The 15,698-nt window shown below is 43.4% G+C and carries 17 protein-coding genes and 1 other RNA gene; 11 read left to right on the top strand and 7 right to left on the bottom strand.

The genetic code is table 11. From position 1 onward, the window contains the following. Positions 1-60 precede the first annotated feature (60 nt). Together argB and RT422_RS00625 are read left to right on the top strand one after the other, a co-directional pair. The gene (gene argB / locus RT422_RS00630; protein WP_144917277.1) at positions 61-957 is read left to right on the top strand and encodes an acetylglutamate kinase; all 897 of its coding nucleotides are present in this window, start codon (positions 61-63) and stop codon (positions 955-957) included. A gap of 263 nt (positions 958-1,220) precedes the next feature. Beyond that, entirely contained in the window at positions 1,221-1,727 is a 507-nt protein-coding gene (locus RT422_RS00625; protein ID WP_186303349.1) for a BLUF domain-containing protein, read from the top strand. Positions 1,728-1,860: 133 nt separating this feature from the next. Here the strand turns inward: RT422_RS00625 and rnpB are convergent. The 4 genes from rnpB to coaD form a co-directional block, all read right to left on the bottom strand. Beyond that, positions 1,861-2,215, bottom strand: an RNA gene (gene rnpB, locus RT422_RS00620) — RNase P RNA component class A. 28 nt (positions 2,216-2,243) lie between these two features. Beyond that, positions 2,244-2,657 (bottom strand): PaaI family thioesterase, encoded by a 414-nt coding sequence (locus RT422_RS00615; protein ID WP_007115445.1) that lies wholly within the window; start codon positions 2,655-2,657, stop codon positions 2,244-2,246. A 66-nt stretch (positions 2,658-2,723) separates the two neighbouring features. Beyond that, complete coding sequence (locus RT422_RS00610) at positions 2,724-2,987, bottom strand: YfhL family 4Fe-4S dicluster ferredoxin (RefSeq protein ID WP_096488615.1); 264 nt, start codon at positions 2,985-2,987, stop codon at positions 2,724-2,726. 43 nt (positions 2,988-3,030) lie between these two features. Then, positions 3,031-3,555, bottom strand: coding sequence for a pantetheine-phosphate adenylyltransferase (coaD, locus tag RT422_RS00605; protein WP_065252344.1), 525 nt, complete (start codon positions 3,553-3,555; stop codon positions 3,031-3,033). Between the two features lie 420 nt (positions 3,556-3,975). On the opposite strand from coaD, the gene smpB reads away from it, so the two are divergent. Continuing rightward, a complete protein-coding gene (gene smpB / locus RT422_RS00600; protein WP_007115442.1) occupies positions 3,976-4,446 on the top strand; it encodes an SsrA-binding protein SmpB in 471 nt (156 codons plus the stop codon). Then, entirely contained in the window at positions 4,443-5,234 is a 792-nt protein-coding gene (locus tag RT422_RS00595) for a methyltransferase domain-containing protein (protein WP_312535625.1), read from the top strand. The genes smpB and RT422_RS00595 overlap by 4 nt, the downstream gene beginning before the upstream one ends. Here the strand turns inward: RT422_RS00595 and RT422_RS00590 are convergent. After that, positions 5,231-6,418: an extracellular solute-binding protein gene (locus tag RT422_RS00590; RefSeq protein ID WP_198510472.1), complete on the bottom strand. Its 1,188-nt coding sequence runs from the start codon at positions 6,416-6,418 to the stop codon at positions 5,231-5,233. The genes RT422_RS00595 and RT422_RS00590 overlap by 4 nt on opposite strands. A 167-nt stretch (positions 6,419-6,585) precedes the next feature. Further along, positions 6,586-7,266 (bottom strand): alpha/beta fold hydrolase, encoded by a 681-nt coding sequence (locus RT422_RS00585; RefSeq protein ID WP_313420851.1) that lies wholly within the window; start codon positions 7,264-7,266, stop codon positions 6,586-6,588. 232 nt (positions 7,267-7,498) lie between these two features. Here RT422_RS00585 and RT422_RS00580 point away from each other — a divergent pair, with 232 nt between their 5' ends. After that, on the top strand, positions 7,499-8,371 hold the full coding sequence (locus tag RT422_RS00580) for a rhomboid family intramembrane serine protease (RefSeq protein WP_313420849.1): 873 nt from the start codon (positions 7,499-7,501) through the stop codon (positions 8,369-8,371). A 150-nt stretch (positions 8,372-8,521) separates the two neighbouring features. After that, positions 8,522-10,063, top strand: coding sequence for a fumarate hydratase (locus RT422_RS00575; RefSeq protein WP_313420848.1), 1,542 nt, complete (start codon positions 8,522-8,524; stop codon positions 10,061-10,063). Between the two features lie 207 nt (positions 10,064-10,270). Here the strand turns inward: RT422_RS00575 and RT422_RS00570 are convergent, their stop codons facing one another. Further along, the gene (locus tag RT422_RS00570) at positions 10,271-10,492 is read right to left on the bottom strand and encodes a PspC domain-containing protein (protein WP_144917266.1); all 222 of its coding nucleotides are present in this window, start codon (positions 10,490-10,492) and stop codon (positions 10,271-10,273) included. Positions 10,493-10,939: 447 nt separating this feature from the next. On the opposite strand from RT422_RS00570, the gene nadR reads away from it, so the two are divergent. The 5 genes from nadR to RT422_RS00545 all read left to right on the top strand — a co-directional run bounded on the left by nadR (position 10,940) and on the right by RT422_RS00545 (position 15,664). Next, a complete protein-coding gene (nadR, locus tag RT422_RS00565; protein ID WP_313420846.1) occupies positions 10,940-12,013 on the top strand; it encodes a multifunctional transcriptional regulator/nicotinamide-nucleotide adenylyltransferase/ribosylnicotinamide kinase NadR in 1,074 nt (357 codons plus the stop codon). A 121-nt stretch (positions 12,014-12,134) separates the two neighbouring features. Further along, a complete protein-coding gene (pnuC, locus tag RT422_RS00560) occupies positions 12,135-12,881 on the top strand; it encodes a nicotinamide riboside transporter PnuC (RefSeq protein ID WP_313420844.1) in 747 nt (248 codons plus the stop codon). A gap of 183 nt (positions 12,882-13,064) precedes the next feature. Continuing rightward, complete coding sequence (locus RT422_RS00555; protein ID WP_219298927.1) at positions 13,065-13,520, top strand: DUF962 domain-containing protein; 456 nt, start codon at positions 13,065-13,067, stop codon at positions 13,518-13,520. A gap of 150 nt (positions 13,521-13,670) precedes the next feature. Further along, on the top strand, positions 13,671-14,861 hold the full coding sequence (locus RT422_RS00550; protein ID WP_313420841.1) for a hypothetical protein: 1,191 nt from the start codon (positions 13,671-13,673) through the stop codon (positions 14,859-14,861). A gap of 431 nt (positions 14,862-15,292) precedes the next feature. Next, positions 15,293-15,664, top strand: a complete 372-nt coding sequence (locus tag RT422_RS00545; protein ID WP_188875620.1) for an HAD-IIIC family phosphatase — start codon at positions 15,293-15,295, stop codon at positions 15,662-15,664. The last annotated feature ends 34 nt before the right edge of the window (positions 15,665-15,698 follow it).

The following is a 15,698-nucleotide window of genomic DNA, read 5'->3' as shown; positions in this document are numbered from 1 at the left end:
CACCGCTTGTAAAATCGCATTTTAAAAAACGTCTCTAGCAAAATTATATAAGGATTTGAAATGGCATTAGATCTTGAGCAAGCCATGCATACCGCTGACGTATTGACTGAAGCACTACCCTACATCCAACGTTTTGAAGGTAAAGTAATGGTAGTCAAATACGGCGGCAATGCCATGACTGATCCGATATTAGAAAGTTCTTTTGCCAGAGATATCGTCATGTTAAAAACCGTAGGCATTCATCCTGTGGTCGTCCATGGCGGCGGTCCACAAGTCGATAACTTGCTTAGAGAATTGGGGCGCAGCTCTGACCGTATTGATGGCATGCGAGTGACCGACAAAGCCACCATGGATGTAGTGGAAATGGTACTTGGTGGTAGCGTCAATAAATCTATCGTCAATCTCATCAACAAACACGGTGGTCGTGCTATTGGCTTAACGGGTAAAGATGCCAGTCTCATTCGCGCTAAAAAATTACCCATGACCAAAACGGACGAACAAGGCAACCAACAACAAATTGACTTGGGATTTGTAGGTGATGTGGTCAGCATCAATCGTGATGTGATTGATTTGATGATTGCCTCTAACTTTATTCCTGTCATCGCACCGCTTGGCGTGGATGATGAAGGCAATACTTACAATATCAATGCCGATGTGGTGGCGGGGAAAGTCGCTGAGTTCATGCTCGCGGAAAAACTGATTTTACTCACCAACATCAAAGGGGTGCTTGATAAAGAAGGCAATGTTGCCACTGGACTTACCCCTAGCAAGGTGGATGAGATGATTGCCGATGGCACTATCTCTGGCGGTATGATTCCAAAAATCAGCTATGCGCTAGAAGCGGTAAAAAACGGGGTAAAAAGTGCGGTGATTGTCGATGGTCGTGTCCCGCATGCGACCTTGCTAGAGGTCTTTACCGATAAAGGCGTTGGTACTCTCATCAGCCGCCATCCTTGAAGTAACTTTTGCGTTACTTATGTTTTTGGGTTGCTTTTGGGTTAATAAGCCGCTGATTGAGGCGGTTTTTTTTCGCTCACAATATGGGTCAAATATAGGATAGATTTTAGAATTACAACACAAATGTAATTGGTATTTTTTCTAATATTGACTATCATGACTATTTTAATTTGCAAATTTATATAATGTTGCAAGCGGCTGTAGCAGATAATAGCAATTATTTGGAATTCATATTTACGTACCACTTACCAAGGACTGTTGGGATGTCACAAAAATATTTTATGGCTTATTGTAGTGAGATAACGCTGACTGCGGCGTTGAATCAACATACGTTTACCCAAATTCTGAACCAATCTATCAAAAACAATACCAGCTCTGGTATCACTGGTTTTTTGCTGTACGATGCGGGTAAATTTTTTCAGTATTATGAAGGCGATGAGTTAGCGTGTGCAAACTTACTTCATGCGTTAAAACAAGATGATCGCCACACCCATATCAAACTCATTGGTCAAGGCTATATTTCAAATACCATATTTGACAACTGGTTTATGGGTTGTTTTGATTTATCCAAGCATTCCTATGCATTTAAACACCATGCTTTTATAGAATCATTTGATGTGTATAGTTGGGACATGCAAGAAGTCGTTAAGCTGATTGATATCATGTCAGAGCAAAGAATCACTTACATCACGCCGCAAAAACCTATCAAATCACTGTTTAGTAAACGCTTTATGCGTATCCGAAATTTCACCCTGCCGTTTCAAGGTTAGTGGCTAATCTCAAATCTACTAAATCGGGAGATTAAGTTAGCTATCACGCTTTATGATAATCAGGAAGTTAAAACGGTATTATTGTCATCCACAAAAATAAAAAACCTATTGATAACAATAGGTTGATTAAAATAAGCATGGCAAACCGATAAGCCGGGTTCTGTCTAGGACGAACATTCATCTAGGCGTATCGTTACCAATACGCTCAAGCAACCTACCCGTGTCCAACGCGGGCAACGCCATACGGACACCTATTTGGTCTTGCTACGAGTGGAGTTTACCTTGCCATGAACTGTTACCAGTCATGCGGTGGGCTCTTACCCCACCCTTTCACCCTTACCTTATTGCTAAGGCGGTCTACTCTCTGCTGCACTTGTCGTAGGCTTACGCCCCCCAGCCGTTAGCTGGCACTCTGCCCTGTGTAGCCCGGACTTTCCTCCCCTTACCCACTGTAAACAGGGGTAAGCAGCGTTCGTCTGGTCTGCCAAGGCAAGCATTATAACAGGCTTTATCTATTTAGTCACGGTCAGCAGGCAACGCATACGTACCTACTGCATGCGCCACAGGTCTGTCATCACCTTCTGAGTAAATCAATACATCGCCTACTGCAAGCGTGCGCCCAACTTTGATAAGCTGGCATTTGGCGATAAGGTTGGCTTGTGCAGAGGGTTTTCGCAGAAAAGACACGTTAAGATTGGTAGTCACTGCCAATGGGACGATACCGATTTCGCCCAAAATAGCCACATATAGCGCAACATCAGCCACTTTCATCATCACAGGCCCTGATACCGTGCCACCCGGTCGTAACTCATCATCACCGATAGGATGGGATACAATGGCTTGACCGTTACCCACCGATTCGATGTGGCAGTTGGCTTGGGGGAAAGATTGCTTCAGAAAAGCACTCAGTTCTGCTTTATTGGCGGGCATAGACATTCCTTATCTACAATAGCTTTGTTAAAAATCGACGTGGTGAAAAATAGCGGTTATAAAAATTTATTGGCTGGTTTTAGTTTGGGTGATGCGCTCAAATTTAAGCATCAACTGCGCTGGCGTCTCCAAATAGTTGGGATCTTTGGGGATACAATCAGGTACGGGACAAAATAGCGAACACTGCGGCTCATCAAAATGACCGACACACTCGGTACACAGCGCAGGGTCAATTTCATAAATCAGCTCGCCCACATAAATTGCATCGTTGGGGCAAAGTGGCTCGCAGACATCGCAGTTGATACATTCATCAGTGATTATTAATGCCATAGCTTTTAAAACGTTTACTAAGAAACGTTTATTTTACCACGACTTACCAACCCTGTTGTTTTTTTCGTTCAAATGCCTCTTCGACACACGGCGGTACAAATTTACTCACATCACCCTCTAATTTGCCAATTTCGCGCACCAGCGTTGAGGAGATAAAAGAATATTGCTGCGATGGGGTCAAAAACACCGCTTCAAAGTTTGGGTCTAATTCACGATTGAGATTGGCAAGCTGAAATTCATACTCAAAATCTGACATCGCCCGCAATCCACGCAGTACACCTGTGGCTTGTTGATTTTTTGCCAAATCCACCAATAACCCATCAAAGCCAATCACGGATATATTGCTCAAATCTTTATCATGACAGGCTTTTTCTACCAATCCAATCCGTTCCTCTAAAGTAAATAGCGGTTTTTTATGATGACCAATCGCCACCGCGACAATCACCTCATCAAACAGGCGGCAAGCGCGCTTAATCAAATCAAGGTGCCCTTTGGTAATCGGGTCAAATGTACCCGGATAGATAATTTTAGTATAAGGGTTTGCAATTGGCTGGCTGGCTGCTGACATGGCTGTCTCTTTATGATAAATAATGCGCTATTTGGTGCTAACAATATGATTAAAACAAAGATTGCTAGTTTGTTGCTAATCCTAGCAAAATTTGCCCCCAATTAACAATCAAATCTCACTATCAATTTGTGTTTAGCGTGTTATCATGACAGCTTTGCAGCCTTTTACCCAAAGCTGAATGAAAACTTAGGGTAAAGCCTAGCAATAAAAAACTTAGTAATCCAAAGCCCAATAATCAAAAACTTAAACTTAGTAATCAAAACCCAAGAATTGATTTATCGGGATTTATCGCCATATTAAACGGCTTATCATACTGATTTATGGCAACACGATTCTTGTAATAAGATTATGGCAACAAAATTATTAACACACGCTGTGCAGCATTGGGTATGTCCGCGATGTTGCAGCAAGGAAACCTAAATGACTAAAAAACCAAAAATGCCTAGCCTGATTGCTAGCAACAAAAAAGCGCGTCACGAGTATTTTATTGAAGAAAGCTTTGAAGCGGGGCTTGAGCTACTCGGCTGGGAAGTCAAATCCATCCGTGCGGGTAAAATGCGTATCACCGAAAGCTATGTGATTTTTAGAGATGGTGAAGCCTTTTTGTTTGGCGCGCACATTCAGCCGCTGTTATCGGCATCGACTCACATTGTCGCTGACCCCCTTCGCACCCGTAAGCTACTGCTGCACCGCCGCGAGATTGATAAGCTCTTTGGCATGGTCAACCAAAAAGGTCATACCTGTGTGGCGCTTAAAGTGTACTGGAGTCATGGCCGCGTCAAATGCGAAATTGCCCTTGCTAAGGGTAAAAAACTACACGATAAACGCGCCACCTTAAAAGAGCGTGATTATCAACGCGAAAAACAACGCGGACTGAAAAATCTTGTATGACGAACCAAGACCGCAATTTTGATGACATCAGCGCGCATTTTGAGAAAAAAATATACGGCGGCTTAAAAGGTGAAATTCGCCTTGCCGTGCTGCGCCATGATATCTTTGGCTGGGTAAAGTCATGGCAACAGACACAAACCCGACCGCTTCGCGTATTGGATGTTGGTGCAGGCTTGGCGCAAATCAGTATCGAACTTGCCAAAGACGGGCATGACGTCACCATCAATGACATCTCTGCCAATATGCTTGAGATTGCCAAACAAAACGCAGGCGAGGCGGCACAAAATATCACCTGGCATACCTGCCCTTATCAGCAATTGGATGATAAATTAACCGGCAAATATGATTTAATCCTGTGTCATGCGGTGCTTGAGTGGTTGGCTGAGCCAAAACTGATTATGGATTTTTTTGATCGGTGGCTTGTCGATGATGGCGCTGAAAAAGGGGTGCTATCGCTGTGTTTTTATAACCCTGCCAGCTTTGTGTACCGTAACTTGGTGATGGGCAATTTTAATCTACTAAATAACAAAGATTTTAAAGCCGATAATGGCAGTTTGACGCCCAATCACCCGGTGGCAAAAGATGAGGTGATTGCTTGGATTGGTGACCATCATTACCAAATCTTGCATACGTCAGGGTTACGGGTGTTTCATGATTATTCACCGCTCAAGCGTGGTGGACATACCAATCCACAAGCGGTAATTGATATGGAAGTCGCCTATAGCGGACAAGACCCTTATAAATGGCTAGGGCGTTATTTGCATTTTTTGGTGAGCAAAGCTAATTAGTAATAACCCGCTTGCTGCATTGAATCGACTGCCAGCGCTTGTCTTTCGCCATAAAACCTCACAGGTATCGGGCTGACTTCAATATCCCCCCAAGATTTGAGTAATACCGAGGCTTCGGCATTGGGGTCAATCGGAAAAGTGTTACTTAAACTGGCATACAGCGATTGCTGATCTTTGGCAGCCAGCCATTCAATCAGCCCTAAAGCTAGCTCGGTATGCTTGGCAGCATGCGCAATGGCAACCCCTGTGATGTTGGTACTGACGCCGCCGTAGCCCTTATTGATCCATTTGATTTTAATCGGGGTATCGGGATGCGCTTGCAGATAGCGTCCGTAGTGGTTGCTGTTGACCAGACCGATTTGGCATTTACCGCTTTCTATGGCCTTTAGCACTTCACTGTCATCCAGCAGCACAGGGACACTTAGATTGGCAAGCCAACCTTGCATCACTTCTTGGGTGCGTTTATCGCCTAGATTATTGATGAGATTGACCACCAGTGACTGATTAGGGATATATTTGCCTTGGCTTAGGCACAGTTTTTGTGACCATTTTAGTTTAGACAAGTCGGCATAGCTTGAGATATCATTGGTATGGAGTACACGACTATCATACACTGCGGTACGCGCGTAGCTAGATAACGCAATCCAATTGCCATCAGGATCACGGTAACGCTCTGGGACATGCGCCACTGCTTTTTCGGCATTAAAGGGTTGTAACAACCCTTCTTCGACTGCGGTACTAAAAACACCCGCATCTTCAGTCAAAATCACATCCGCAGGGCTATTGGCACCCTCTGCTTTTAACCGTGCCAAAATTGACATTGGTTCATCTTGCACGATATGAATCGGCACATTGATTTGCCTAGCATAGCTAGTTAATAACGGCTCAAGCGCCGCTTTGTCAATGGAGGTGTAAATCGTGAGTTGATTGGGCACTGCTGCAGTGGTACTCGCAATACTTGCATTTGGCGTCGCACTGGTATTACTAGCATTATTGCCATTAGTGGTCGAAGCCGATTGTGACGTTGTGGATGGCGGCGCCGATGACGGGCTACAGGCACTTAACGCACCCGATATACTCACCAAGGCAATTAACAAAGCGCTGATGGCTGATGATTGCGCATTGACATTGGTACGCACCTTATGACCCATCATACAATCCATCACATCACTTGCTTTCAACACAGCTTAACCTTCTTCAACAGCTTTGCCTGACCATCGCTCAATGGATGATGGCTAAATACATCATCGCTCAATAGAGCGCCTAAAAAACTTTGGATGATTATAGCATTTTGCCCCAAGATAATTCTTAAAAAAACTTTGAATTGACGGGTTTTTAACCCTAGTTTGTCTCAACAATTTTTTGTATGCAAAAAATGCCCTTGTTGCAAAAAGTGATGGATTTGCATCGCTACTTCATCATTTATCAGTAATCCCGTATGAGACGCATTGACGGTGATATGGTCTTTGGCAGCAGCAAGCTGGGTTTCATGCACAAATACCGTGCCGTCATTGGGCTGCAGATGCGGCTCAAGCTTGGTAAGCTCACGGTTACGGGGTAATACCACTTTGCCAAGCCCCACCGAACGAACCCCCGCAATACTACCTAGCTGTACTTCATCGTTGAGTGCAGGCGCATTGCCATCAAGCCCCTGCAGATACGAGCGACCGACGAATTTTGGCAGGATTTTGACGATGTTATTGGCACTGATGCTGCCATTATGCGGCGTCCCAAGTGTCACACAGCGAGTAATCTGCCACTGTGGATAGCGCTGCAAAAAGTCTCGAATGACCAACCCACCCAGACTATGACCGACCAAATAAATTGGCACATCCGCTTTTTCATGTTTGGTCAGCCAGCGGTGCAAACGGCGGCTATGGTTGGCAAGATTATGCGCGACGCTAAAATACCCAAACCTATGACACTCGTAGCCGAGTTTGGTGAGTTTTTTGGCAAGCGGTCGCATCGCCCAGGCATGCATGTGTAAACCATGAATGAGGATGACAAGCGGTTTGGGTTGGCGTTTTATCATAAAGCCTTTTGTATCTATAATTTTTATCTATGATGCTAAAAATTTGGCGAAAATACCTCTCGCTTAGCTTATCATTTTCTGGATTACCCCGACGGATTTGCAAAACATTGTTACCATTTCACACTATAATTGCGATTTGTGAATTGATGATAATGATTTTATACAGGCTTTTTTCTTTTGAAATTTTGGCTTAAATTGGCTTACACTTAAATTGGTTTACATAAGGCGCGCTATGGCATTTGAATCCCCAATCCAACAAGCTTTACAACACTACCCTATCACGTTGGCGTTGGTGGTAATTTGTGTTGGAGTGTTTGCCTTACAGCTATTGTTTGGCGTCAATCCGACCAACCCCACTAACCAATCGTTGATTGCTTGGGGTGCCAATTTTTTACCCTTTTCACTGGGTGAAGCGCCGTGGCGATTGGTGACCAGCCTGTTTTTGCATATTGGTTTTATGCATTTGCTGTTTAATATGTTTGCTTTATATTATTTTGGACAAGTGGCTGAGCGGATGTTTGGCGCTGTCAATTTTTTAGCGTTATTTTTGTTATCAGGGGTTGGCGGCAATTTGCTCAATAACTTTTTGGGCTTGCATAGCGTGATGGCAGGTGAGCCGCCGATTATTAGTGCCGGTGCGTCAGGTGGTATCATGGGTATTGGGATGGCGCTATTGGTGACAGCGCTAACCAAAACATCATTCAATAATTTTGCGTTAAATTTTCGCTCGTTACTGATAGTCATGGCGATTAATTTAGGCTATGGTTTTTTGGTGGGCGGTATCGATAATGCCAGTCATGTGGGCGGTGCAATTATAGGTGGCTTGCTGGGTATGGTGTATGTCATGCAGTATCGCGTTATCCGCCAGCAGCAGCTATTCGCCCATAAAGCTAGTAGCACACCTTGGCCACCCAATCATCTTGGCGATGGACCAATCTCTGGCAGCACTGCCCCATTCATCCCGCCTTCTTTAGTGGTGTTAAAGGGTAAAATCATCACCGCAAGCTATGTAGTGTTGATAGCGGGATTTATGGCGATGTATGGCTGGCTACATACCAGTTTTATGCAATTACTCAATCATGCATTGCCAAGTATTATCCACTAACTGTTAATAATTCTTTAACGGGATAAAAATTTTAGCGGTTGACCGTTTAAAACGCTTATTCCTGCGCCCTTTTGCCAATCTTGTTTGCCAATCTAGCAAGTGACAATGCTATAATAGCGCCACTATTTAGCCAGTGAAAAGGACTAGCCAATGACCGTCATCAAGAAAGACGACTTTATCAATTCTATCGCCAACGCCTTTCAATACATCAGTTATTATCACCCAAAAGACTTCGTTGATGCTGTATATGAAGCATGGCAAAAAGAAACCAACCAATCTGCCAAAAACGCCATGGGGCAAATCCTCACCAATAGCCGTATGTCAGCGATGGGTCATCGTCCGATTTGCCAAGATACCGGTAGTGCGGTGGTGTTCCTTGATATCGGTATGAATGTGCAATGGGACTTAGGGGATGACGCGAATATGAGCGTTGAAGATATGGTTAACGAAGGGGTACGCCGTGCTTACAACAATCCAGACAACCCATTACGGGCATCCATCCTAGTAGACCCAATTAGTAAACGTCAAAACACCAAAGACAACACGCCAGCAGTGGTTCACATGAGCGTGGTACCGGGTGACAAAGTTGATGTGATTTGTGCCGCAAAAGGTGGCGGTTCAGAAAACAAAGCAAAATTTGCGATGCTAAACCCATCAGACTCGATTGAAGAATGGGTGTTAAAAACCGTCCCACAAATGGGGGCAGGTTGGTGTCCACCCGGTATTTTAGGTATCGGTGTCGGCGGCACGCCAGAAAAAGCCATGATGCTTGCCAAACGCTCACTCATGGAACACATCGATATCCATGACTTACAAGCCAAAGCCCAAAGCGGTGCCGAGCTTGATAGCGTTGAACGCTTACGTCTCAATATGTACGACAAAGTGAATGAACTTGGCGTTGGCGCTCAAGGTCTTGGCGGCTTGACTACGGTACTGGATGTAAAAGTACTAGATTTTCCTACCCATGCCGCAAGCAAAGCGGTTGCCATGATTCCAAACTGTGCGGCGACTCGTCATATTCACTTTACCCTAGACGGTCAAGGTGAAGCAGCCTTGCCGGTACCTTCCCTATCAGATTGGCCAGAAGTGTCCTTTGGCTCCGATGATGTGATTAAAGTCAATGTTAATGACTTAAACAAAGAAACCTTAGGTCAGTTTAACATCGGTGATACCTTACTACTTAGTGGTAAAATCTTGACGGGTCGTGATGCCGCACATAAACGTATGGTAGATATGCTTGCCAAAGGCGAAGCGCTACCCGTGGATTTACAAAATCGCTTTATTTATTATGTCGGTCCTGTCGATGCAGTGGGCGATGAAGTGGTCGGTCCTGCAGGTCCCACTACCTCAACGCGTATGGATAAATTCACCGACACAATCTTGGATCAAGGCTTGATTGGAATGATTGGTAAATCCGAGCGTAGCCCTGCGACTTGTGAAGTCATCGCCAAACATGGCGCAATTTATCTGATTGCAGTGGGCGGTGCCGCTTATCTGGTATCAAAAGCTATCAAAGGCGCTAAAGTGCTTGCCTTCCCAGAGCTAGGTATGGAAGCCATTTATGAGTTTGAAGTAGAAGATATGCCGGTGACGGTCGCTGTGGACAACCAAGGTAACAGCATCCACCGTTTTGATAAAGTCGCAGAACGCGCCCAGCAAGTGATTGCCGAGCCTGTACGTTTTGTGCCTTAGTCAATTTTTTCCAGATTTATGATATTAGCAAAAGCCTTAAGCATTCCCTTAAGGCTTTTTTAGGTTAAAAAAATACCCAGATAATGTAGTATCTGGGCAGGAGGAAAAGTGGAGAAGTTTATAGTTATTGTTATAGCTAGTTGTTATTATTCATAGTATTTCTTTTTTTAACTGTTTAGCTGTGCTACAAATAAACCTATACACCCATCAAACCGTACGATAGGAACTTTGGGTAGCATTTGGCATGACAATCCATAACACGATGTATATCAAAATGCCTGGTACTGCGACACTTGCCGTTGAGATAATCACAAACAACAAACGCACCAATGTTGCATTCCAGCCTAAATACTCTGCAATACCCCCCATCACGCCTGCAATCATACGATGATTCTGAGAGCGATGAAGTTTTACCAGTTTATTTGCCATTCAATTTTTTACCTGTTAAAAATAAAGAAAACCACTTAGGACTTATTTAAAACCTAACATCTTTAAAACTTAATGCCATCAGCTAAAATTATTGGTTAAAGATACTATGTTTTGGTTACGATTTATTATAAGCAAATGCAGAGGTGTGTTGGGTGACAAAACGTAGAATGATGTTTCTTTTAGTAACTTTTTCTACAGCATTATTATCATGAGCGATTATGAGGAGCGCTGTTATCGTGGCTATGCTGTTATCGCGGCTATATAGCGTGTGTGCACCAATTCTTACAAATTGTGATACTAGCGTTACAAACGATTGTAACTTCATCCGGGCTAATCGATTATCATAGCGTTACTTTATATCCTTATTAGGGATATCTATCCAAGCAATCAAAAAATCAAGTGCATAAAAAATAGTTAAAAAAACCATGATGAAGTGTTGAGGAAAGCATGATGCAAGATGTGGGTATCATTATTGGACATTTTGAGCCGCTGCATTTGGGGCATGTAAGAACGATTTTACATGCGTCTGGGCAAGTCAAAGATTTATATATTTTTATTACCGCTCACCCTGCGCCAAATCCGAATTTTTCCATTGATTTGAAAGATAAAGCGCGCTGGATGACCATGGCATTTGCTGATTTGCCATTTGTACATATAGAGATTTTACCTGATTTGGTAACCCCCTCGTATGAAGATAATTATCAAGATTTAAGCGTTGATCAGGTCAATGCGGTATTAGCGGATTTGCAACAACGTTATCCCAAGTTGAGCGCGTCTAGCGATGCGGCAGGGACAGTAACGCCTGTGGTGTTTATGGATGAAACCCAGCCGTTTGTCGATTATGATTTACATTTACCGGTGGTGACGACGCCACGCCAACATGGTTTTGATAGCCGCAAGATTCACAATAACCCCGCGCTGTATTGGTCAGCCATTCACCCGCAAGCGCGAGGTGACTACACCAAAACTGTGGCATTGGTGGGTGGTGAAAGCTCAGGTAAAACCACACTACTGCATAAGTTAGCCAACTATTATGGTGCAAGCTATGGCTTAGAAATGGGACGCCTATTTGTGCAAACCGATTTGGGCGGTACTGAGCTTGGTATGCAATACGATGACTATCCTCTCATGGCAACTGACCATGAACAAGCGATACGCGCTGCCAAACGCTTTGCCCCTGCCCCAATCACCTTGGTGGATACAGATTTTGTGACCACCCAAGCATTCTGTGAAGAATATGAAGGGCGTACCCACCCGTTTTTGACCGCCTGTATCGATGAGTTTCGCTTAGATTATACCCTGATGCTTGCCAATAACACCCCTTGGGTCGCTGATGGGATGCGCTCTCTAGGCAGCGAGTCCCAGCGTGAGCGTTTTGAAAATCGTTTAAAACAAATCTTTGCCCGTCATCATATTGCGCCGCTGTTTATTAATAGTCCAAACTATCATCAGCGCTTCTTGGATGCCATTGCGCTCATTGATGCACACGTTTTTCACCACTACCAAGATATCGAGGCATAAAATAATTTTCTAGACATGCTTGTTAAACATGCTTGGTAAATATGCTAAAAATTTTTGGTTTTATTTTTTAAAACTTAATTAAAAAAATGTTGTTATGGTTGTAATGACTGTTGGAGGCGAAATGCGAATTGCAATTTTGGATAAAATTACCGGTGAATGGGCACAGGAATGGACGGTGGCATGGTTCTTTTTTGGGATAATTGCACTGGGTACCGGTTTTTGGTTGACCACAGAACATCGAGCGTTAGACTGGTTTTATTTGGGGGTGTCTTTTATCGGGCTATTGTGTGTGGTATCGCTGAGTTTTCGCCGCAATATCGCGGGTAATGGCTTTGGTATGTTGGCAACGGCGGGCGAAACCATTGTACAGGGAACCGCAGGTGCGGTGGGTTTGATGCTCGCGCCGCTGTTTAACTTTTTTACCCATTTATATGGCATTTTTTATTGGTCAAAAAATACCGATGGCGATGGCAATATGATTCCCAAATCAGCCAATAAAATTGTGTGGTTGGTAACCATTGCCTTTATCGCGATTGGCTTGGCATTATTTCCAACTGTCAATAATTGGCTAGCGTCGATGGGTTATGGCGTGGTCGCCAACGATGGCAGTAAATTTTTGGGCGTAATTGATTTTTTTTGGATTAATGTGTTGGCATTTGTGCTATCTATCACAGCGCAAGCCACGATGATTTTACGCTATTCATTTAACTGGTGGTTATGGATTGTGGTGAATTTTGTCTGGCTGATTGTCAACTTGATGTCGCAAAATTATATTTTTGCCATTCAAACCATGGTGTACCAAATCAATGCGTTTGTGGGGCTGTATGAATGGTATCGCAGTGAGCAAAAAGCCAAAGGCTTGGCCTAGTAGCCACTGATATCAAAAGCCCCTGATATCAAAAGCCACTGATATCAAAACCTATTAGGGTAAATTCACTGGTTTGACAAACGACTAGGGTGTGATACGATTCAGTGGTAACTGATGGGATTCACACCCATTTTTTATCAGCAATTTTTTTTATTGTCTTTATTATCTTTAAGGAAGAAGATTATGGCAAGCGTGACCCTGCTTCATTCAAAAAAATCCCTACAAAGCTGGCTGGCTGACTACGCCGTGAGCCACCAACATCCTATCAATAAAAAAATTCATTGGCTGTGCGTGCCGACGATTTTTGCCAGTATCTTAGGCATGGGAATGTCATGGCAGGCGGCGTTTACGTTGGTATTGATTGCTTTGGTAATGCTGTTTTATCTACGCTTGTCTACGCAATTATTTATTGCTATGGGCATGTTTGTGCTGTTTTGCTTGGCAGCGATTGCTATCTTGCCATTTGGGTTTAAGTTTTATTTTGGCGTATTTGTGGTAGCGTGGATTGGGCAATTTGTCGGTCACAAAATTGAAGGCAAAAAACCGTCATTTTTTGAAGACTTACAATTTTTGTTGATTGGTCCTGCCTGGGTCGCGAATTCGTTGAGTGAAAAATTGGCAAAACCTAAAACGTCATAAAAAACTTCATATTCACTAAGAAAACCCAACATATTACAGCGGCTATTTCCTGGATAATTGCAATGGCTTTGACTATCGCTAGGCTTTTTGGCGATGTTTGGTCGACCTACTCATTTTGAGTACCATATCACTTGTTAGCTTGCTGTTATTATGATTAAAAAAGTATCCAACCGTTGGCAACGTATTGACGTGCCGCAAACCTTCCCGACTATTCACGCGGCTTTGGCTTATTGTAAAAGCCAATTAAATAATTTGGGTGATAAAGGCTTTATCCAAATCAAAATTGCCGATGGCGAGTATTATTTAAGCCAAGTTGAAATTGATTTTTTTAGTGATCGGGTAGAGATTATTGGCAATTTGGACAATCCTGATAAGGTGCAGTTACATTTTGATGATGCCCATAACCGCTGTGGCTTTTTGATGCAGCGAGGCAACGGTATTTTTAAAATCGATGGCATGACTATCAATGGTACTAAGGCGTTTTTGGGCTATGGACAGTGGCAAGATGAAGGCTATGGTGCCGGTATCATGTGCAATTACAATAGCCAAGTGCTGGTCGGGTCAAAGGTTCGTATCAATAAGTTTTATTATGGGGTTGCTGCCCGCTTTGGCTCAAGTATCCGCTGTGAGCCTGGGGTGATTGTGCAGTTTGCGGGGGATGTCGGATTTTTCGCGTATGGGGGCTCGATAGATGCCCAGCAATGCGAGGCATATCACTGTGCGCATTTGGATGAAGAGTTGGGTTTTGGATTTTGCGCGGAATCCAGCGGCTTTATCAATGCCGACAACAGCGTGTCTGCCCACAACCATATCGCAGGGTTTTATGCACTCACCAATGGCTCGATGTGGTGCCATGATACCAGTGCCAGCGAAAACAAACATGGCTTCTTGGCGCTGCACAATGGCATGCTAAGCTGCAATAGCATCAACCGACGTACCAATGCCTTTCGCAATTATGGCTATGGCTATTTTGCTGACAATGGCGGGCGTATTTTAGCCAATCGCAGTCTTGGCAATGAAAACGTGGTCGGTGGCTATTTTGCCCGTCATCATGCCAGTATCGATATCACCCACGCCAATGCCAACCACAATCAAGGTCATGGCTATACTGCAATCAATGCCACCTTGCTCGGTAACGGCGCTGAAGCGCGATTTAATCAAGGTAATGGCTTTGTCATAGGACAGTCAGGCTTTTTGGATGGCAGTTTTTTGATGGCGTATGGCAATGCAGGCTATGGCTATCACTTAGATCATTGCCAAGCATTTATGCCCTATGCCCGTGGCTGGAAAAACGCACTGGGTCGTATGTACAAAGTCCATAGTCACGTCGCTATCAAATAAATTTTCCACACCTTGCTGTGGGTTTTTGCTTACTGTTGTTTCGCCTTTTAATCTTTTAGCCTATCAATCCATCATTAGTAAAAGCCAATCTTTCATCAAATCACAACCTATTTTATTTAGATTTGTCAGGCTCTCACCCGTTTTTCCCGCATTTTTGGTACTATGGCTTACTCTCAAAAATTGTCAACATCGATTGATCGATTGGTTAAAAGCGTTCCAGCCAATGTTAAGCATTGTGATTAAGCCCTATAATCGATTTTTTTCTCGCATTCTTACCTAAAATTACAATAAGTAATGAATAAGTAATATCATTTGGTAGGGATTCGTTTTAAGGTATTGAAGTTAAAATAACAATCAAATACTTGATTTTATTATAAATACAAAAATTTTTAGTTTAAGTCTATCACTGCAATATTAGGAACATAATAACAATGAAGCGGCTAATCTTTGACCTAGATGATACCCTATGCACCACCCAAAACGGCGACTATGCCAATGCCCAACCCATTACCGAAGTTGTCGAAAAACTTAGAGAATACCACCGACAAGGGTTTACGATTATCATCAATACCAGTCGCAATATGCGCACCTATCAAGGCAATATTGGCGCTATTAATAAAAACACCTTGCCAATTATCATCGATTGGCTGGCACGACATGATATCCCGTATGATGAATTATATGTGGGTAAGCCTTGGTGCGGCTTTGAAGGGTTCTATGTGGATGACAAAGCTATTCGACCCGACGAATTGGTCAAGTTAAGCTATGCAGAGATTTGCCTGCTGCTTGATTTAACACCTTAATAAAAAATAAAAATAATAACAACGTTTAAGGTAA

The organism is Moraxella sp. CTOTU49803, assembly GCF_032097965.1.
Classification (GTDB): Bacteria; Pseudomonadota; Gammaproteobacteria; order Pseudomonadales; family Moraxellaceae; genus Faucicola; species Faucicola tetraodonis.
This window is presented reverse-complemented; position numbering and strand designations above follow the sequence as displayed.